The sequence below is a fragment of the Euzebya rosea genome, from assembly GCF_003073135.1.
GTDB lineage: Bacteria > Actinomycetota > Nitriliruptoria > Euzebyales > Euzebyaceae > Euzebya > Euzebya rosea.
Map to the genome: position 1 here is coordinate 231,244 of NZ_PGDQ01000003.1, position 18,010 is coordinate 249,253.

Genomic DNA, 18,010 nt, shown 5'->3' on the forward strand with positions numbered 1-18,010 from the left:
TGCCCGATGCGGCTCCGGATACCTCAGGGCCAGCCTCGGGTAGGCATCCGCCAGCCGGATCGGCAAGAATCACCGTCCACGAGCACCCCCACAGGAGAGACCCCACCGTGAGCACCAACTCATTCGGCGCCAAGACGTCGCTGAGCGTCGGCGACAAGTCCTACGAGATCTTCGACCTCTCGGCGGTGGACACCGACCTGGCGCGGCTGCCCTACTCCATCCGCATCCTGCTGGAGAACCTGCTCCGCAACGAGGACGGCGAGAACATCACCGCCGACGACATCCGCGCGGTCGCCAGCTACGACCCGTCCGCGGAGCCGACCGAGGAGATCCTCTTCACGCCCGCCCGCGTGCTGCTGCAGGACTTCACCGGTGTGCCGGCCGTCGTCGACCTCGCCGTGATGCGCGACGCCGTCGCCGACCTCGGTGGCGACCCCAACGTCATCAACCCGCGCGTGCCCGTCGACCTGGTCATCGACCACTCCATCCAGGTCGACAGCTTCGCGGTGGCCGACGCGTTCCAGAAGAACGCCGAGATCGAGTTCGAGCGCAACTACGAGCGGTACCAGTTCCTGCGCTGGGGACAGACCGCCTTCGACAACTTCCGCGTCGTGCCCCCCAACACCGGCATCGTGCACCAGGTCAACCTCGAGTACCTCGGCCAGGTCGTGTTCACCAACGCCGAGACCGGTCAGGCCTACCCCGACTCGCTGGTCGGCACCGACAGCCACACCCCGATGATCAACGGCCTCGGCGTCGTCGGCTGGGGCGTGGGTGGCATCGAGGCCGAGGCCGCGATGCTCGGCCAGCCCATCTCGATGCTGATCCCGCAGGTCGTCGGGTTCGAGCTGACCGGTGAGCTGCCGGAGGGCGCCACCGCCACCGACATGGTGCTGACCGTCACCGAGATGCTTCGCGAGAAGGGCGTCGTGGGCAAGTTCGTGGAGTTCTTCGGCGAGGGCGTGTCGTCGGTCCGCATCCCCGACCGCGCCACCCTCGGAAACATGAGCCCCGAGTTCGGCTCCACCATCTCGATCTTCCCGATCGACGACAAGACGCTGGAGTACATGCGGTTCACGGGTCGCCCCGACGACCAGATCGCCCTGACCGAGGCCTACGCCAAGGCTCAGGGCCTGTGGCACGACCCGGCCAACCGCCCGGCCTACACCGACACCCTGTCGCTGGACCTGTCCACGATCGTGCCCTCGCTCGCCGGCCCCACCCGTCCGCAGGACCGCGTCCCGCTGACCGACGCCAAGCGCGGCCTCCGCGAGGTCCTGCCGCAGTGGACCGGTGAGGTCGACAGCGACGCCAACGAAGCCGGGCTCGAGAGCTTCCCGGCCTCCGACGCGCCGACGACCAGCGGCCAGGACAACGGCCAGGAACCCCACCACGTGTCGGGGGGCGCCAGCGACATGCCGGAGCGGGCGAGCAACCCGACGGCCGTCAGCATGGCCAACGGCGAGGAGTTCGACCTCGACCACGGCGACGTCGTGATCGCGGCGATCACCTCGTGCACCAACACCTCCAACCCGTCGGTCATGATCGCGGCCGGCCTGCTGGCCAAGAACGCCGTCGACCGGGGTCTGACCCGCAAGCCGTGGGTCAAGACCTCCCTGGCGCCGGGCTCCAAGGTCGTCACCGACTACTACGACCGTGCGGGCCTGACGCCGTACCTGGAGAAGCTCGGCTTCAACCTGGTTGGCTACGGCTGCACCACGTGCATCGGCAACTCCGGCCCGCTGCCCCCCGAGATCTCCAAGGCCATCCACGACGAGAACCTGGCCGCTGTCAGCGTGCTGTCGGGCAACCGCAACTTCGAGGGTCGCATCGGCCCCGACGTGAAGCTGAACTACCTCATGTCCCCGCCGCTGGTCGTCGCCTACGCGATCGCCGGCACGATGGACATCGACCTGTACAACGAGCCGATCGGCACCGACGCCGACGGCAACGACGTGATGATGGCCGACATCTGGCCGTCCAACGACCAGATCGCCGAGGTCGTCGGCAGCGCCGTGCAGCGCGAGCAGTTCGTCGAGCGCTACGCCGATGTCTTCACCGGTGACGAGCAGTGGCAGAACGTGCCGGTCTCGGGCGGCAGCCGCTTCGAGTGGTCCGACGCGTCGACCTACATCCAGAAGCCCACGTTCTTCGACGGCATGGGTGCCGAGCCGGGCGAGCTGTCCGACATCTCCGGTGCCCGGGTGCTGGTCAAGGTCGGCGACTCCGTCACGACCGACCACATCTCGCCGGCCGGCGCGATCAAGCGTGACTCACCCGCCGGCGCGTACCTGATGGACAAGGGCGTGGACATCAAGGACTTCAACTCCTACGGCAGCCGCCGCGGGAACCACGAGGTCATGATGCGCGGCACGTTCGCCAACATCCGCCTGCGCAACCAGATGGCGCCCGGCACCGAAGGTGGGTACACCCGGAAGGTGACCGACGAGGGTCCCGGCGAGGTCACCTCGATCTACGAGGCGTCGATGGAGTACCAGGCGGAGGGCACCCCGCTGATCGTCCTGGCCGGCGAGGAGTACGGCACCGGGTCCTCACGTGACTGGGCGGCCAAGGGCACGATCCTGCTGGGCGTCAAGGCGGTAATCGCCAAGTCCTACGAGCGCATCCACCGCTCCAACCTGATCGGCATGGGTGTCCTGCCACTGCAGTTCAAGGCTGGCGAGGGGGCTGACGAGCTGGGCCTGACCGGTGAGGAGGAGATCTCCATCACCGGGATCACCGGCGGCGCCGACGGCAAGGTGCCCGACGAGGTCACCGTGCAGGCTGGCGACACGACGTTCACCGTCGACGTCCGCCTCGACACCCCGAACGAGCAGGCCTACTACCGCCACGGCGGGATCCTGCACTACGTCCTGCGTCAGCTCGCTTCCGCGTAGCTCGACCGACCTCCTCGACGGCCCCGGCGCTCCTGCGTCGGGGCCGTCGTCGTCGGGAGACCGCCTCGGTCGTCCCGGTCGTGGCCTGACATGCTGGCGGGACCATGCGCCGCTACTCCCTGCCCCTCGTCCTCGCCCTCGGCGCCGCCGGGCTGGCCTACGCCCGGGGTCCGCTCGACCTGACCTGGAACATCACCCCGCTCGCGGTGGGCGTGGTCGCGTTGCTCGCGGCGGCGACCCTCCCCAACCCGCGCCCGTGGACGGTCGGCATCGTCCTGGTCGTGTGGGGTGCCGCCGTCCTGCTGGTGCGCGAGGGGCCCCTGCCGGGTCGCGAGGCCCCCGTCTACATGGTTGCGCTCGGCCTCGCCCTGCTGGTGGCCCAGGTCGTGGCCGACGGGCGGGGCGACGGGGTGGTCAAGGGTGCGGCGCTGACGATGCTGAGCAGCGGTGCGCTGTTCTACGCGGCCTTCGACGTGCCCGAGCTGACCCGATGGTGGGTCGTGGCTGCTGGGCTCGGTGCGGCAGCAGTCGTGGAGTTCGCACGGTCCTCGCGCGGGCGATGACGGACCCGTGCGGGCGGACATGTGTGAGGACCGCAGGATCGGAAAGGTCTGTAGGTGACCGTCACCCCAACCCCTGGAGATGTGATCACCCATGGCAACCGCGACCCGCACCCGCCCCAACGTCCTGTCCTACAGCGCCTACGCCCTGATCGGCGCGGCTGACCGTGCCCTGCAGGAGACCCGTTCGCTGGCCGGTCGCCGCGAGGAGCTTCCCGACGACCTGGCACGCCAGCTGGAGGAGTCCGTCGAGCGCATGCGCGAGTCCCTCGACAAGGTGGTCGACCACCTCGGCAGCCGCGTGAAGCGGACGACCGGCGAGGCGAACGAGACGCTCGACGACTTCGCCGCCCGTGGCCGGGCGATCCTCGACCGGATCCGCGAGACCGACGAGGTCACCGAGGCCCAGCAGGACCTCGACCAGGCTCGCCAGGGCTGGATGGGTGCCGTCACCACCCTGCGTCGCAACGCCGAGGGCGTGGTCAGCCGCGTGAAGGCCGCCGGCACCATGACCGGCGAGGCCGCCAGCAGCACCGTCCGCGCCGCGGAGTCCATGGGCGACAACGTCGTGGAGGCCCGCGACCGCGCCCAGCTGCAGGACATGACCAAGGACGAGCTGTACGAGATGGCCACCACGAAGGACATCGACGGACGCTCGACGATGACCAAGGCCCAGCTCGTCGACGCCCTCAGCGCGACCAGCTAGCCGCAACGGCCGGCAATCACGGCCACGTCACGACGACGCCCCCACCTCGACTCGAGGTGGGGGCGTCGCCATGTGCTGTGGCGATCAGTCCTCGGCGAGCAGGCGGTACAGCGCCTTGCGGGCGTCGGAAAGGATCTCCTTCGCCGCCTCGACGTGGTCGGGGTCGCCGCTGGTGGCCACCGCCATCACCGCACCGGCGGTGCTGGCGATCTCGTCTCGGAGGGAGGAGAGGTGGTCGTCAGCGGTGTCGCCGACGCTGTCCCACGGGTTGTCGTCGGCGTCCTCCGCAGCCGCCCGGCCCTCGTCGGTCAGGGAGAAGACCCGGCGACCGCCGTCCTTCTCGCCCTCGACGAGGCCCTCGTCCTCGAGCTGGGACAGGGTGGGGTAGACCGAACCGGGGGAGGGGCGCCAGACGCCGCCGGAACGCTCCGACATCTCCTGCATCAGCTGGTAGCCGTGCATCGGCTCCTCGGCGAGGAGGGAGAGGATGGCCGCGCGGATGTCCCCACGGCTGGCTCGGGGGCCACGCCCCCAGGGGCCGCCGCGACGACCGCCGCGCCCGCCCCGGCCGCCACCGAACATCATGGTGAACGGGTCGAACGGGGGAGGGCTGCCGTGGCGGTGCCGTCGCCCCCGTCCGGGGGGCGGCGTGTGGTCGTGGTCGTGGTCGGGATCGCTGGCCATGGCAATCATCTTGCGGACCCAGGGCGGCATGGCGTCGTAGGCCTGTCGCCACGGGTCGTCGTAGGGGATGGACGAGCTGTGCATCGCAACCCACCTTTCGTGCGGTTGACGTGTTGGTGCTCGGGGCAGGAACGACCCTCGCGAGGCATCACGATATATCGGGACATGTCGAACGTCACGTCCTTTGCCGTTTCCTTGCCGGGCGACACGGGCTGGAGCCGGTCGTCGTAGGGTCGGGGCCATGACCACGATCGTCTGCGACGTGAACGAGACACTGCTCGACCTCGCGGGCCTGGACGATGCCTTCCGCGACGTGTTCGCCGACCGGTGGGGAGAGGTCAAGCGCCTGTGGTTCGCCCGGCTGCTCCACACCTCCACGGTGATGGCGACGGTCGGGACGTGGCAGGACTTCGGTGTCGTGGCGCGCGCGGTCCTGCGGGACACCGCCGAGCGCCTGGCGCTGCCGCTGACCGATGCGCAGGCGGGGGACCTCGTCGGTGGGATGCGTGAGCTCGGGGCGCACCCGGATGTCGTCGACGGCATCGCCGCGCTCGTCGACGCCGGGCATCGGGTGGTGGCGCTGACCAACTCCGGACAGGCGACGGCGGAGGCACAGCTGGCCCACGCGGGCCTGGCCACCCGGCTGGACCGCATCCTGTCGGTCGATGCGACGCTGCGGTTCAAGCCCGACCCGGCGGTGTACGCCCATGCCGCGGAGGTGCTGGAGGCCGCGCCGAGCGAGCTGGTTATGGTCGCAGCCCACGACTGGGACTGCGCAGGGGCCATGCGGTGTGGGTGGCGGTCGGGGTTCCTCCGGCGGCCCGGACAGACCTACAACCCGCTGCTGCAGCCGCCGACATGGCAGGCGGACGACCTCGTCGCCCTTGCTGCCGCCATCGGGGATGCGGGCTGAGCGAGCGCCAGCACCGGCGGCCGGGACCCCGTCGGGATCAGAGCCAGTCCGTCGAGCGGGTGCCGCGACGGCGGCAGGCCGGCGTGTCCTGGCGGAACCGTTGCACCGCGTGCTGGCGGACACCGGGGGTGACCCGGACCAGCGGTTCGGCAGGTGCCGTGACCGGTGCGACGCCGGTGAGGGCGAGCAGGGCCTGCGTGGTGCGGGCCTCGCCGTAGAGCCGACGGAGCTGGTCGGCCGCGACGTCGGCGTGGGTGATCCGCATGAGTCCTTCGGCCACGACCTGGATGCGGGTGGCGTCGTCGGCGACGGGGTGGATCACGGCCTGGCTCCTCGGCTGGGGGTGTGTTGCCGATCCCAACGACGGCCGTCGTCCGACGTGACGGTCGGTCCACGAGAACCTGTCCGGACTCCGCCCCCCTCAGGCCCCGCTCTCGACCCGTTGGAACAGCACCACCTCACAGATGCTGGCGTTCGCCTGTCCGTCGACGGTGGCGTGCGTGAACGTGTTGGCCATGCCCACGACCATGTTGCTGAGGGTGCCGACCCGAACCTGCATGCCCGCCACCGCCAGCTCCGCACCGTCGACCGGGCGAGGCGGCAGCCTGTCAGGCGGATAGTCGATCGACACGACGTCATCGTTCGCATGGACTCGACCGGTGGTGATCCCTTGCTCCTGCCAGACGGTGTTCAGCGGTGTCCTGGCCACAACAGTGGCCCATCGGTAGCGCCACCCCGTCGCGAGCAGCTCGGCCACGACCCACTCGTCGCCATCGATGGTGGCCATCACCGAGGATCCAACCGGTAGTCCTGCGAGGTCGCCGAGCGCCACGTGGACGGTGAACCGCTCCTCGTCCGCCGTGCCCACCCATGCGCGGTCGAGCTCGTACATGCGCGCACCGTGGGGTTGCTGATCGTCGAGGCTGTCGAGGAAGTGTGGTTCGACGGCCGATGCCTGTGTGGCGGGCAGTCTGCTGCAGGCCGTCGGTCGAGCCACCTCTGCCGAGGCCGGGGCCGCGGGTCCCATCGGGGTCAGGAGGCACGCCGCGACTGCGAGGGCCAGCAGTGCGGTTCCGCCGCGGTGCATCGTCGGTGTGTGTGTCATCGGTTCACTCCCGTGCGGGGTCGGGCGCCACGGCTGCAGCGCCCGACCCCGTGTCAGACGATCAGAAGCGGGGTCAACCGATCCGGATCGAGGGCATCCGGATGGAATCGCCGTCGGGGCAGTAGATGCACCCCTCGGTCAGGGTGACCGTCGTGGGGTTGGCCGACGAGCCGGTCGCGACCCGGACCTCGGTGCCGCCCTGGAACAGGGTGATGTAGTCGATCTCCGGTGCGACCTGCAGCGTGGGACCGCCCACGATGGGCAGGCGAACGCCTTCGAAGTGATAGGCGTAGTCGAGCACCTGGCCGCCGGCAACGTCCACGCCGTACTGCTGCCGGGTGCTGAAGATCTCGTCTCCGCTGAGGTTGTAGATCTGCACGGTCACGTCGATGTAGGGGTGCGTGCTGTGACAGGTGACCCGGACCGTCTCGGCGCGTGCGACCTGGTCGATGATCACACATGGACCGGGGACTCCCCCCGAGCCGCTCGTCGTGGAGGCGCTGGCCGGAACGGCCATCACCGAGAGCAGCAGGGCCACGAGGGCGGCCCGAAGAACGTTGCGCATGACTGCATTCTCCCGTCGTTGTTCGTCACGGCGGATGCTCCGCCGTGAGGTCCCCGGCCAGCAGCCGGCGACTGACCCTCCCTACGCCCGACGCGGGCGTGGGTAACAACGATCGACGGAACTTCTCCGCAGACACCCGAGATCCTCGATCTCTCGGTTACCTCGCGGCGTCTGGGACGTAGCAGAGACCGAGGTTGCACCGCGCAGACCTGTCGCCCGTTCGGGCCCCGTGTCGAAAGGACCTGTCATGTCGAGGATCACCCCGAGCGTGCTCGCCGTCGTCGTGAGCATGCTGCTGCTCACCGTCCCTGCGGCTGCCTCGGCAGAAGCGGAGTCCGGTGACGGCACGTACTGCGTGAGGCTGCTCGGCTCGATCGCCTACTGCATCAGCTACCAGTAGGGGCCGGACGCGACGTCGGGGCGTTCCGTTCGCACGAGAGAACGGGTATCGCCCCGGACCCGCTGCACACCGGTTCGGAAACCGGAGTCGTGTTCGGGTCGTCGACGGAGACCTCCACGACGGTGGTCGTTCCCTCGCCCACCTCGGCTTCCACCGAGATCACGTAGGGGGCGGCCTCGTCGAACCCGGGACCACCGCGCAGCGGTGTGCCCGGAACCCCGACGGAGGGGAGCGCGACCTCGGGCGCCCATGCCTCCCCTGCATCGGATGTCGACGGGGGCTGCGTTCGCGTCGAGACCCCGTCCACCGTCTGGGGCGTCGCTGTCGAGCCGGTCGGAACGCCGGCGGGATCGGCGTGGCGCCGGTCGGTCTCGGTCCAGGTGTTGGACACGGGGCGCTCGCGCTCGCCGACGTCGGGGCCCCAGCCGAACAGCGTCACGACGAGGAGGGGCACGACCGCTGACAACGCACCGGTGCCCACCACGCCCGGCGACAGCCACCTCGCCACCTTCCGTCCTGCGTGCCACTGCAGCCTGAGCCAAGGGGCGCCGAGGGCGGTCCCGGCTGCATCCCGCAGCGCTCGACGCGCCCGGTGCAGGGACTGCTTCATCGCGTTGTAGCTGACTCCGGCAGACGCCGCGGCTTCACCGATGCTGGCACCGTCCACCTCCACGGCCACCAGGACCGCCTGATGTCGCCCCGGCAGGCGTTTCCACGAGCGCAGCAGCAGGTCCAGCTCCTCGATTCGCTCGTCCTCGGGCGGGACCCTTGCGAACGCCTCCATGCGCGTGCTGTCGCCAGCGGGAACGGGGTGACGTCGACGGCCGTCGGAGATCGCGGTGTTGACGGCGATTCGCCGGAGCCAGGGCCACAGCTGCGCATCCGGGTCGACGCGCTCGATATGTGCGAACGCCTTGACCCACGTGTCCTGTGCCAGGTCCTCGGCCCGTGCCCGGTCCCCGTGGGTCCACCTGCAGAGGACGGACACGAGGCGACCGTGGTACCGCGCGAAGAGGGCGGCACCGGCGTCGTGGCAGCCTGCCCTGGCCATCTCGACCAGCTCGCCATCCGTCCGGTCCTCGAGGCGACGGGACTCGACGTCGATCGACGGGGGACGTGGCTGCACACGAGATCGCATGGACCGTTGCTTCGACACGAGAAGCAGAAGTCCTCCAGGGTTTCGCGAACATCCTGGTCCACCGGGGCAGAACGACCGAGGACCCCAGAGCCAATCGGCTGTGGGGTCCTCCGGTGGTGGGCGATACAGGGCTCGAACCTGTGACCTTTTGGTTGTCGACCAAACGCTCTCCCAGCTGAGCTAATCGCCCGGGGACGGGAGATGGTAGCGGCTCGTGTTCGCGGCAGCAATTCGTGGACACGGCAGGATGGCGGCATGGCACAGGCAGACCCCAGAGCAGTCCTCGAGGCGGCCGAATCCGTGGCGGTGGTCGGGTGTTCGACATCGCCGATGAAGGCCGCACACCGCATCCCCCTGATGCTGCAGCAGATGGGCTACGACGTCCGGCCGGTCCACCCGACCGCTACGGAGATCCTGGGCGTCCCCGCCGTCCCGACGCTGGCCGAGCTCGACATCGTGCCGGACCTCGTGGTGGTGTTCCGACCCTCGGCCGAAGCTGCCGGCGTCACCCGCCAGGCCATCGAGGCCGGTGCCCACGCGGTCTGGCTGCAGCAAGGCATCGCCTCCACGACAGCCGAGCAGGCGGCCGCTGAGGCCGGCATCGACTTCGTGCAGGACCGCTGCTCCGGAGTCGACGCCCAGCGCTTCGGCATCGACAAGCGTTCGGCGGCCTGACGCGTCAGCCTGCTGGACGCCCCAGCCGGGGGCGTCCGATCAGTTGGAGTGCAGGAAGTGGATGACGTCGCCGTCGACGACGACGTACTCCTTGCCCTCCTGGCGCATCCTGCCGGCGTTCTTGGCGGGCTGCTCGCCGCCGTGCTCGACGAAGTCGTCGTAGCTGATGACGTTGGCGCGGATGAAGCCCTGCTGGATGTCGGAGTGGATCTTGCCGGCCGCCACCGGCGCCGGTGACCCGGCCCGGACCGTCCACGCCCGTGCCTCCTGCGGCCCGACCGTGAAGAAGGTCAGCAGTCCGAGCAGCTGGTAGGCCGCGTGGATCAGGCGGTCCAGGCCGGATCGCTCCAGGCCCAGCTCGGCCAGGAACTCCGCGCGCTCCTCGGCGTCGAGCTCGGCGATCTGGGACTCCGCCTCGGCGGAGATGACGACGACCTCGGCACCTTCGGCCGCGGCGATCTCACGGACCGTGTCGACGTGGGCGTTGCCTTCGGGCAGGTCGCCCTCGCCGACGTTGGCGACGTACAGCATGGGCTTGGCGGTCAGCAGCCCGACCTCGGCGACCTCCTTGGCGTCCTCGGCTGGCACCTCGAAGGTGCGGGCCACGTTGCCCTCCTCGAGGTGGGCCTCGAGGCGGCTGAACAGCTCGGTGTGGCGGATGGCCACCTTGTCGCCGGACTTGGATGACCGCTTGGCGCGTTCGACGCGCTTGGTGACCGCGTCGAGGTCCTTGAGCAGCAGCTCGGTGTTGATGACCTCGATGTCGCGAGCGGGATCGACCGAGCCGTCGACGTGCACGATGTCGTCGTCGTCGAAGCACCGCACGACGTGGGCGACGGCGTCCACGGACTGGATGTGGGACAGGAACTTGTTGCCCAGCCCCTCGCCCTGCGAGGCGCCCTTGACCAGCCCGGCGATGTCGAGGAACTCCACGGTGGTGGCGATCCGCCGCTTGGAGTCCGCGAGCCGCTGGAGGGTGTCCAGGCGTTCGTCGGGAACCGGAACGCTCCCGACGTTGGGCTCGATCGTGGCGAACGGGTAGTTCGCCGCTTCCGCGCCTGCGGCGCTGACCGCGTTGAAGAGGGTTGACTTGCCCACGTTGGGCAGTCCGACGATGCCGACCTGAAGTGCCATGACCCCACACTGTGCCCGCTGCCCCCCTGGATGTCGAAGCGCAGCCCCCGCGTATCCTCGCCCCCGTGATGCACATCGACTACGACGGTCCCGAGGACGGCGTGCCGCTCGTGCTGCTGCACGGGGGCATCGGCACCGGCCGCTACCACTGGTCGAAGCAGGTCAAGGGGTTGACCGCCGCCGGCTTCCGGCTGCACATGCCCGACCTGCCCGGCCACGGCCACACCCCGGTGGGGGAGGGGACCTACAGCCGGCAGATGCTGGTCGACGCGGTGCGTGCCCATCTCGAGACCCTGGAGCGTCCGCCGATCGTGGCCGGCTTCTCCATGGGTGGCCACACCGCACTCGCCCTCGCCGAGGACCACCCCGAGCTGTTCGCCGGCCTCGTCGTCGTCGGCGTCAGCGTGCGCGACCACGAGGGGCTGCGCCGCTGGCGGACCAACTTCGACCCCGACGTGCTGGAGGAGCGCTACGAGCTGTGGGCCAAGCAGCTGTCGAAGCTGCACGCCCCGCTTGGTGGTCCGGACGCATGGCGTGAGGTGTGCAACCGGGACTCCGGTGGCCTCCAGGTCGACGTCGACCTCGAGAAGCTCCAGCGCTTCGACGTCCCGACGCTGCTGATCCGTGGCGACGGCGACACGACCGTGGACCCCTCCCACTTCGCGGAGCTCCGTTCCATCTGGCCGCACGCGGAGGAGTTCGTCGTGCCCGGTGGTGGTCACGACGTGCAGCTGACCCGCTCGCGGGTCGTGGCCCCCGGGCTGCTGGACTTCCTCGGCCGGGCCGTCGACGCATGACGGTTGCAGGCGCGTGGAAGAATCGGTCGTCGTGAACGTCGTCCGATTCGATCATCGTCCCGAAGGGCTCCGCCGCCCCACCCTCGTCGCCGCCTTCGAGGGGTGGAACGACGCGGGCGAAGCCGCCACGGGTGCGGTCGAGGCCATGGCCCTGGCGACGGAGGCCAGCCGGTTCGCCGACATCGACCCGGAGGAGTTCTTCGACTTCCAGGTCGCCCGGCCGATGGTGCGCTGGGAGGGCGAGCAGCGGACGCTGGAATGGCCCATGAACGAGTTCAGCGCGGCCAGCCTGGACGGCGACACCGACGTGGTGTTCCTCCGGGGCCGCGAGCCGAACCTGCGGTGGCGGACCTTCACCGAGGGGATCGTCCGCACGGCCCGCGAGCTGGACGTGGCGCGCATCGTCACCGTCGGCGCCCTGCAGGTGGACCGGCCCCACACCCGTCCCGTGTCGATGACCGGCACCGCCAGCGACGACGAGGTCGCGAAGCGCCACGGGCTGCGGCGCACCTCCTACGAGGGTCCGACGGGGATCGTGGGCGTGCTGCACCAGGCCGCCAGCGAGGCCGGCATCGAGGCCGTCTCCTTCTGGGTCGGCGTGCCCCACTACCTGGCCGGTACCGCCTACCTGCAGGCGTCGCTCACGCTGGCCGAGCAGGTCGGCCGGCTGGTGGGCAGCAGCTTCGACCTCGATGAGCTCCGCGAGGAGGCGCAGGACCAGCTGCAGGACATCGCCGAGCTGGTCGCGGAGGACGACGAGCTTGCCGACTACGTCGAGGAGCTCGAGCGGCGGGCCGACTCCGAGCCCGACCCGCTGCACAACGACGAGCTGCCGACCCCGCCGGTCAGCGGCGAGGAGCTGGCGCGCGAGTTCGAGCGGTACCTGCGGGACCGGCCCGCGGACTGACGTCGGGGGCAACCCCCGACCGCGAGGGCCTAGGCGCCCAGCTCCTCGCGGACGATCTGGTTGACCAGCTTGCCGTCGGCCTTGCCCTTCACCCGCGGCATCAGCTGCCCCATGACCTTGCCCAGGTCGCCGGGCTCGCTGGCGCCGGTCGCGGCGACGACCTCGGTGACGATGACGCGGATCTCCTCGGCGCCCATCTGTTCGGGCAGGTAGTCCTCGATGACGGCCAGCTCGGCCTGCTCCTTGTCGGCCAGCTCCTGGCGGCCGTGCTGGGTGTAGGTCTCGATGGACTCGCGGCGCTTCTTGGCCTCGCGGGTCAGGATCTCGGTGACCTCCTCGTCGGTCACCTCGGTCCCGCCGCGGCCCTCCTGGACCCGCAGGTTCTTGATGCCGGCGAGCACCTGGCGGAGCGTGGCGGTGCGGATGCTGTCCCGCGCCTTCATGGAGGTCTTGAGGTCGTCGCTGATCTGGTCGGCAAGGCTCATGGCCGGCAGGGTACGCCCTGCAGCCGTGCCTGCCCACCGAGGCTGCGTACCCTCTGGGGCCATGACCACGATCGAGACCTCCGCCCTGGGTCCCGGTGGGCGCCATGCCGACTGGAACCCGACCCTGCCGATCCGCTGGGTCCTCCTCGACGTCGACGGCACCCTCGTGGGGCCGACCGGCACCGTCACCGAGGTCGTCGCCGAGGCCACCCGTGCCCTCGCGGCCACTGGGGTGGCGGTCGGCTACGCGACGGGACGCAACGTCGCCGGGGTCATCGACGTGCACCAACGGCTGGGCCTGTCGGGACCGCATGTCGTCCTCAACGGTGCACAGGTCAGGCAGGACGGCCGAGCGGTGGTCACGCGGGGCCTGACCGACGAGCAGCTGGCCGCGGTCCTGCAGCTGTGCGACGCCGAGGGGCTCTACGCCGAGCTCTACACCGACGAGGGGTTCCTCGTGACGGCGATGGACGAGCGGTACCGGCCGCACTGGGACGAGGTCATCGGCCAGCCGATCGGCACGATCGAGACCCACCCGCCGGCGCCCGGTGAGGTCATCAAGGCCACGATCGTCGCCCACACCGACGCCGAGCTGATCGGGGTGGTCGACGCCGTCACGGCGCTCGGCCTGAGCGCGGGCGCCGCGACCTCGCCGGTCACGCCCGGGCTGACCTACGTCAACATCACCCGCGGCGACGTCGACAAGGGCACCGCGATCCTGGCGACCGCCGAGGCGATGGGGATCGATGCCTCGCAGATCGCCGTCGTGGGCGACGGCGCCAACGACCTGCCCATGATGGGCGTCGTCGGCACCGCCATCGCCATGGGGGACGCGCCGCAGGCGGTCAGGGACGCCGCCCACCTGGTCACCGACGTCGTGCTGAACGACGGCGCCGCCGTGGCGTTGCACGACCTGCTGGCCTGGGCCGTCCGGCCCTGAGCCCCCGCTCGGCCTTAGCGCAGGCCGAGGTCCTCCGCGCAGGCCGGCCAAGCCGACCAGCCGCGCAGCTCCCACAGGGATATGCCGGCCTGGACCTGGCGCTCGCGGGAGGCGTCCTCGACCGGTCCCACCCCGCCGACGCGACGCCAGTCCGCCGGACCGATGGCGAGGCCACCGGCCCGTCCGGTCTCGTCGGGTGCGGCCGACCAGTCACCACCGGAGGCGCAGTCGGCCAGACGGTCCCAGGTCGGGGTGTAGTAGGGGTCACCGACGCGAAGGTCGTCGGGCGTCACGAGGTCGGGCAGCGCCGCGCGGGGGAGGTCCTTGTGGGCGACGCCGCCGCGGGCGTAGGAGCGGGCGTCGGCGGGCCCGGCCATCAGCGAGGCACCCCCCAGCGCCGCGGTCAGCCCGACCACCGCCATCACGGTGGCGGCCACCAGCCGCGTGGCAGCCACGAGCCATCGAGGACGGCCGGCGGGAGGTGGCCCGTCGGCCGACACGACCGGGTCGTCGACCCGGTCCGGTGCCGTCACGGTGGGCACCTGGCGGATCAGGTCCCGGAGCGGAGAGAGGTCGACGGTCCGGTCGGGATCCTCGACTTCGCTGCCGTGGGCGTCCCCGACGGCGGGCGCTTCCTCCGGCCCGGCGATGCGCACGGCAAGGAGTCCGTGGACAGCGGTCGCCCGTGGATCGTCGGGCCCGCGCGGGTCGTCCCGCGGCACGGTGACGGGCGGTGGCAGCGGCGGTGGCTCGGGGACCTGACGGGCCGGCTGGCGCGACGGGGGCGGGGTGGGCGGCACCAGCTGCTCGGCGGTCGGGGCCGGCATGCACGTCCACCGGGCGCGGGCAGCTGCGATCCCGACGGCCATGGCGTCCTCGACCAGCGCGCAGTGGTCGCAGGACAGGTGATGGGCGGTGGCCCCGGCCGTGGGGCGGAGGAACCCGGCGAGGTACTGGTCGCACTCGTCCGGCACGATTGCCAGGTCATCGGAGGCCATCAGCCGGCCGACGATGACCAGCCGCGCCGCGGTGTCCCGGTCGCATTCCAGCACGTCGGCGACGACACCGAGGGACAAGCGGGCGCCGTCGTGCAGCAGCGTCGCCCGCTGCGACGCCTCCCGGGATGTACCTGCCGTGATCACCATCGGTGAGGATTCAACCCTGTCGCCGCGCCGATCCGCCGGAACCTCCGCAGCAGGCGTCGGCCCGTCGGGGATCAGTCGCGGGTGATCAGCCCGACGTCACGCAGCCACGTCTCGGTGGCCGCCATGCCGGCCTCCAGGGTCACCCTCGGTGACCACCCGAGCAGTCGCTGGGCCTTGTCGATGGACGGCGTCCCCGTCTGGCTGATGAACTCCAGGGCCCGGCTGGAGAACGGCGGCGCCAGTCCGAGCGGGCGCATGACCTTCTCCGCCGCGACCGTCAGCGCCCCGGCAGCAGCCCTCGGCAGCGACGGCAGCGTGCGGTCGAGCATGGCCCCGTAGGCCCCGAAGAACGTGGCCGCGGTCACCCCGGCCCCGCCGGTGATGTGGAAGACCTCCCCGGCACCCGCCGGGCTCGTGGCCGCCAGCAGCGCGCCCTCCACGAGGTCGTCGACGTAGGTGGGGGTCATGATCCCCTCCCCGCCGTCGACCAGCACGAAGAGGTTGCGGTCGATGAGCTGCACGATGCGCACCGTCCACTGGGCGGAATGGGGGCCGTAGACGTGGAGCGGGCGGACGATCGTCAGCGGCAGGCCGCGGGCGGCGACCATCAGGGCCTGGTGTTCGGCCGCGACCTTGGAGTCGGTGTAGGGGTTTCCGCTCGCACGAACCGGATGGGTCTCCTCGGCCCCGTCGGGGAACCCGCGTCCAAGCACCACCGCGGAGGAGAGGTGCAGCATCCGGCCCACCCCTGCGTCGAGGCAGGCGTTGGCGACCGTCCGGGTGCCGCCGACGTTGACGTCCCAGTGGGCACGTTCGTCCCCGGTCTCGGCCAGCAGCGCCGCGGTGTGCACGACCAGGTCCGCGCCGTGGAGCAGGTCGACCCAGTCGCCCCTGCGGGTCACGTCGCCGCTGACCACCAGCGGCCCCGGCCGCACGTCGACCCCGGTCACCTCCCAGCCGTCGCCCTTGAGTCGCTGGACGAACGACCGGCCGAGGAACCCGGCGGCCCCGGTCACCACCGCACGACGCGTGGTCGGCTCCGAACCGGCAGCCCGTGCCCCGGCTGCTGTGGCCGAGTCGTCGGACACCCCGTCGGTCACCGTGTCACCGTCCGGGCACGGCGCCGGCGGACGGACCGGCCGCGGCCGTGGGCACGACCGTGTCCGCGAGCCGCTCGGCCCGCGCGATGAGCCCCTCGAGCACCTCGAGGCCGGACTGCCAGAACTCCGGGTCGGCCAGGTCGACGCCGAGCGGGGCGAGCAGGTCCTCGGGTGACTCGCTGCCGCCCTTGGACAACATCGTCAGGTAGGCGTTGACGAAGGCGTCGCCGTCGGCCTGCCAGCGTTCCAGCAGGGCGAAGGACAGGAGGTTGCCGAAGGCGTAGGCGTAGACGTACCCGGGGGAGTGCACGAAGTGCGGGACGTAGGACCACCAGTGGGCGTACCGGTCGCCCAGCCGGACGGCACCGTCGAACATCTCCCGCTGGGTGGACATCCAGATGCCGTTGAGGTCCTCAACCGACAGCTGGCCGCTGGATCGCCGCCGTGTGTGCACCTCGTCCTCGAAGCGGAACATGGCCACCTGCCGGAAGATCGTCGCGATCTCGCCGTCGATGCGGCGGGCCAGCAGGCGCAGCGTCGTCGCCTCGTCGGTGCTGGCCGCCTCCAGGCGGCGGTGGGTCACGGTCTCGCCGAACACCGACGCGGTCTCGGCCATCGTCAGGGGGACGTCGAACGATGACTGGACGACGTCGCGCTGCAGGAAGCCGTGGATGCCGTGGCCGAGCTCGTGGGCGAGGGTCATCACGTCGTTGTCGGTCCCGGTGAAGCTGAGGTTGATCCACGGGTGCTGTCCGGGCACGGCCACACAGAACGCCCCGGGCTGCTTGTGTTCGCCGGGGACGGCGTCGATCCACCCCTCCTCGAAGTGCATCTCGACGATCTCCGCGGCGACGGGGGAGAAGTCGGCGTAGGCCGCGGTCACCAGCGCGCGGGCTTCGTCCCAGCCGAACCGCTGGGGCGCGTCGCCCAGCGGCAACGGTGCGTAGCGGTCGTGCTCGGCGAGGGTGTCGAGCCCCATCAGGCGAGCCTTCAGGCGATACCAGCGGCCGACCAGGTCGTAGCGTGCGGTCACCGCGTCGACGAGGGTGCGGACCTGCATGTCGCTGACCTCGTTGGCGAGGTTGCGGACGTGCAGCCAGCTGTCGTGCCCCCGGAGCTCGTCGCGGATGGCGTGGTCCTGCACGAGCGTGTCGTAGATGGACGCGCGGATGCGGAGCTCGCCCATCAGGGCCATGGAGATGCCCTCGGTCGCGGTGTCGCGGACACGCCGGTCGGGGGACTGCAGGTCCGCGGTCGCGTGCTCCAGCGGTCGTGGGGGACCGTCGGGACGGGGGACCTGGATGGTGGAGCTCATGTTGGCGAACAGGCGCTGCCACGCCGCTGGGCCCGTGGGGCCGAGGGCGGTCAGGATCCGCTCCTCGGCTTCGCTGAGCACGTGATCGCGCTGGCGACGAAGGGTCGTCAGGTAGTGGCGGTGGCCGGCGAGGGCCGGCTCCTGCAGGACCGTGGCGACCCGGTCGTCGGGCAGGGCCAGCAGCTCCAGCTCGAGGAACAGGACCTCCTGCTGGGCCGTCGCGGTGACCTCGGCCAGCCGTGCGGCCAGGGCCTGGCGGGCCGGGTCGTCACCGTCGGTGGTGACCCGCAGGTTGGCGTAGGTCGAGGCCCGGCGGACGGGCAGGACCAGCTGCTCGTACTCGGTGATCGCGGCGGCCAGCCGTGGGGCGTCGAGGTCGGCAATCCGCCCCTTCCACCGGGTCGCGAAGGCCCGTGCGTGGCCCAGGGTGCCGTCGATGACGTCGAGCAGCTCGCGGTCGTCGGGACCGTCGAACAGGTCGGACAGGTCCCAGGTCGGCGGGTCGTCGTTGGTGCGTGCCGGCGGTGCTGCGGAGGTCGTCACG

Annotated in this window: 19 protein-coding genes and 1 tRNA gene; 9 read left to right on the plus strand and 11 right to left on the minus strand. The window is 70.9% G+C overall.

Going from position 1 to position 18,010, the window contains the following annotated elements; genetic code table 11:
• Positions 1-107: 107 nt before the first annotated feature.
• The 3 genes from CUC05_RS04020 (at position 108) to CUC05_RS25260 (ending at position 4,163) form a co-directional block, all read left to right on the plus strand.
• Positions 108-2,897, plus strand: a complete 2,790-nt coding sequence (locus tag CUC05_RS04020) for an aconitate hydratase (RefSeq protein WP_108664783.1) — start codon at positions 108-110, stop codon at positions 2,895-2,897.
• 104 nt (positions 2,898-3,001) lie between these two features.
• Positions 3,002-3,460: a hypothetical protein gene (locus CUC05_RS04025; RefSeq protein ID WP_108664784.1), complete on the plus strand. Its 459-nt coding sequence runs from the start codon at positions 3,002-3,004 to the stop codon at positions 3,458-3,460.
• Positions 3,461-3,551: 91 nt separating this feature from the next.
• Positions 3,552-4,163, plus strand: coding sequence for a Rho termination factor N-terminal domain-containing protein (locus CUC05_RS25260; protein WP_205712118.1), 612 nt, complete (start codon positions 3,552-3,554; stop codon positions 4,161-4,163).
• An 84-nt stretch (positions 4,164-4,247) separates the two neighbouring features.
• Here the strand turns inward: CUC05_RS25260 and CUC05_RS04035 are convergent, their stop codons facing one another.
• A complete protein-coding gene (locus CUC05_RS04035) occupies positions 4,248-4,931 on the minus strand; it encodes a PadR family transcriptional regulator (RefSeq protein WP_205712119.1) in 684 nt (227 codons plus the stop codon).
• Positions 4,932-5,088: 157 nt separating this feature from the next.
• Between CUC05_RS04035 and CUC05_RS04040 the strand changes: the two genes are divergently transcribed.
• The gene (locus tag CUC05_RS04040) at positions 5,089-5,760 is read left to right on the plus strand and encodes a haloacid dehalogenase type II (RefSeq protein WP_108664785.1); all 672 of its coding nucleotides are present in this window, start codon (positions 5,089-5,091) and stop codon (positions 5,758-5,760) included.
• A gap of 37 nt (positions 5,761-5,797) precedes the next feature.
• On the opposite strand, the gene CUC05_RS04045 is transcribed toward CUC05_RS04040, so the two are convergent.
• From CUC05_RS04045 to CUC05_RS04055, 3 genes are all read right to left on the minus strand, one after another.
• Complete coding sequence (locus tag CUC05_RS04045) at positions 5,798-6,082, minus strand: hypothetical protein (RefSeq protein WP_108664786.1); 285 nt, start codon at positions 6,080-6,082, stop codon at positions 5,798-5,800.
• Between the two features lie 99 nt (positions 6,083-6,181).
• Complete coding sequence (locus tag CUC05_RS04050) at positions 6,182-6,865, minus strand: hypothetical protein (RefSeq protein WP_157965183.1); 684 nt, start codon at positions 6,863-6,865, stop codon at positions 6,182-6,184.
• A gap of 73 nt (positions 6,866-6,938) precedes the next feature.
• The gene (locus CUC05_RS04055; protein WP_108664788.1) at positions 6,939-7,430 is read right to left on the minus strand and encodes a hypothetical protein; all 492 of its coding nucleotides are present in this window, start codon (positions 7,428-7,430) and stop codon (positions 6,939-6,941) included.
• Positions 7,431-7,677: 247 nt separating this feature from the next.
• On the opposite strand from CUC05_RS04055, the gene CUC05_RS24445 reads away from it, so the two are divergent.
• Positions 7,678-7,830, plus strand: coding sequence for a hypothetical protein (locus CUC05_RS24445; RefSeq protein ID WP_157965184.1), 153 nt, complete (start codon positions 7,678-7,680; stop codon positions 7,828-7,830).
• Here the strand turns inward: CUC05_RS24445 and CUC05_RS04060 are convergent.
• On the minus strand, positions 7,817-8,968 hold the full coding sequence (locus CUC05_RS04060) for an RNA polymerase sigma factor (RefSeq protein ID WP_108664789.1): 1,152 nt from the start codon (positions 8,966-8,968) through the stop codon (positions 7,817-7,819). The two genes, CUC05_RS24445 and CUC05_RS04060, sit on opposite strands and share 14 nt — an antisense overlap.
• Before the next feature lie 114 nt (positions 8,969-9,082).
• Positions 9,083-9,158: transfer RNA gene (locus CUC05_RS04065), tRNA-Val, on the minus strand.
• 65 nt (positions 9,159-9,223) lie between these two features.
• Here CUC05_RS04065 and CUC05_RS04070 point away from each other — a divergent pair.
• The gene (locus tag CUC05_RS04070; RefSeq protein WP_108664790.1) at positions 9,224-9,643 is read left to right on the plus strand and encodes a CoA-binding protein; all 420 of its coding nucleotides are present in this window, start codon (positions 9,224-9,226) and stop codon (positions 9,641-9,643) included.
• A gap of 39 nt (positions 9,644-9,682) precedes the next feature.
• On the opposite strand, the gene ychF is transcribed toward CUC05_RS04070, so the two are convergent.
• Positions 9,683-10,777, minus strand: coding sequence for a redox-regulated ATPase YchF (ychF, locus tag CUC05_RS04075; protein WP_108664791.1), 1,095 nt, complete (start codon positions 10,775-10,777; stop codon positions 9,683-9,685).
• A 68-nt stretch (positions 10,778-10,845) separates the two neighbouring features.
• Here ychF and CUC05_RS04080 point away from each other — a divergent pair, with 68 nt between their 5' ends.
• On the plus strand, positions 10,846-11,574 hold the full coding sequence (locus CUC05_RS04080) for an alpha/beta fold hydrolase (protein ID WP_240606199.1): 729 nt from the start codon (positions 10,846-10,848) through the stop codon (positions 11,572-11,574).
• 31 nt (positions 11,575-11,605) lie between these two features.
• On the plus strand, positions 11,606-12,481 hold the full coding sequence (locus tag CUC05_RS04085) for a PAC2 family protein (RefSeq protein ID WP_157965185.1): 876 nt from the start codon (positions 11,606-11,608) through the stop codon (positions 12,479-12,481).
• Between the two features lie 29 nt (positions 12,482-12,510).
• On the opposite strand, the gene CUC05_RS04090 is transcribed toward CUC05_RS04085, so the two are convergent.
• Positions 12,511-12,966, minus strand: coding sequence for a GatB/YqeY domain-containing protein (locus CUC05_RS04090; RefSeq protein ID WP_108664794.1), 456 nt, complete (start codon positions 12,964-12,966; stop codon positions 12,511-12,513).
• Positions 12,967-13,027: 61 nt separating this feature from the next.
• On the opposite strand from CUC05_RS04090, the gene CUC05_RS04095 reads away from it, so the two are divergent.
• Positions 13,028-13,906, plus strand: coding sequence for an HAD family hydrolase (locus CUC05_RS04095; protein WP_157965186.1), 879 nt, complete (start codon positions 13,028-13,030; stop codon positions 13,904-13,906).
• Positions 13,907-13,920: 14 nt separating this feature from the next.
• Here CUC05_RS04095 and CUC05_RS04100 read toward each other — a convergent pair whose 3' ends face one another.
• The 3 genes from CUC05_RS04100 to CUC05_RS04110 form a co-directional block, all read right to left on the minus strand.
• Positions 13,921-15,048 (minus strand): transglycosylase family protein, encoded by a 1,128-nt coding sequence (locus CUC05_RS04100; RefSeq protein ID WP_157965187.1) that lies wholly within the window; start codon positions 15,046-15,048, stop codon positions 13,921-13,923.
• Positions 15,049-15,122: 74 nt separating this feature from the next.
• The gene (locus CUC05_RS04105; protein WP_108664797.1) at positions 15,123-16,151 is read right to left on the minus strand and encodes an NAD-dependent epimerase/dehydratase family protein; all 1,029 of its coding nucleotides are present in this window, start codon (positions 16,149-16,151) and stop codon (positions 15,123-15,125) included.
• A 4-nt stretch (positions 16,152-16,155) separates the two neighbouring features.
• Positions 16,156-18,009: a M3 family oligoendopeptidase gene (locus CUC05_RS04110; protein ID WP_108664798.1), complete on the minus strand. Its 1,854-nt coding sequence runs from the start codon at positions 18,007-18,009 to the stop codon at positions 16,156-16,158.
• Between the last annotated feature and the right edge of the window lies 1 nt (position 18,010).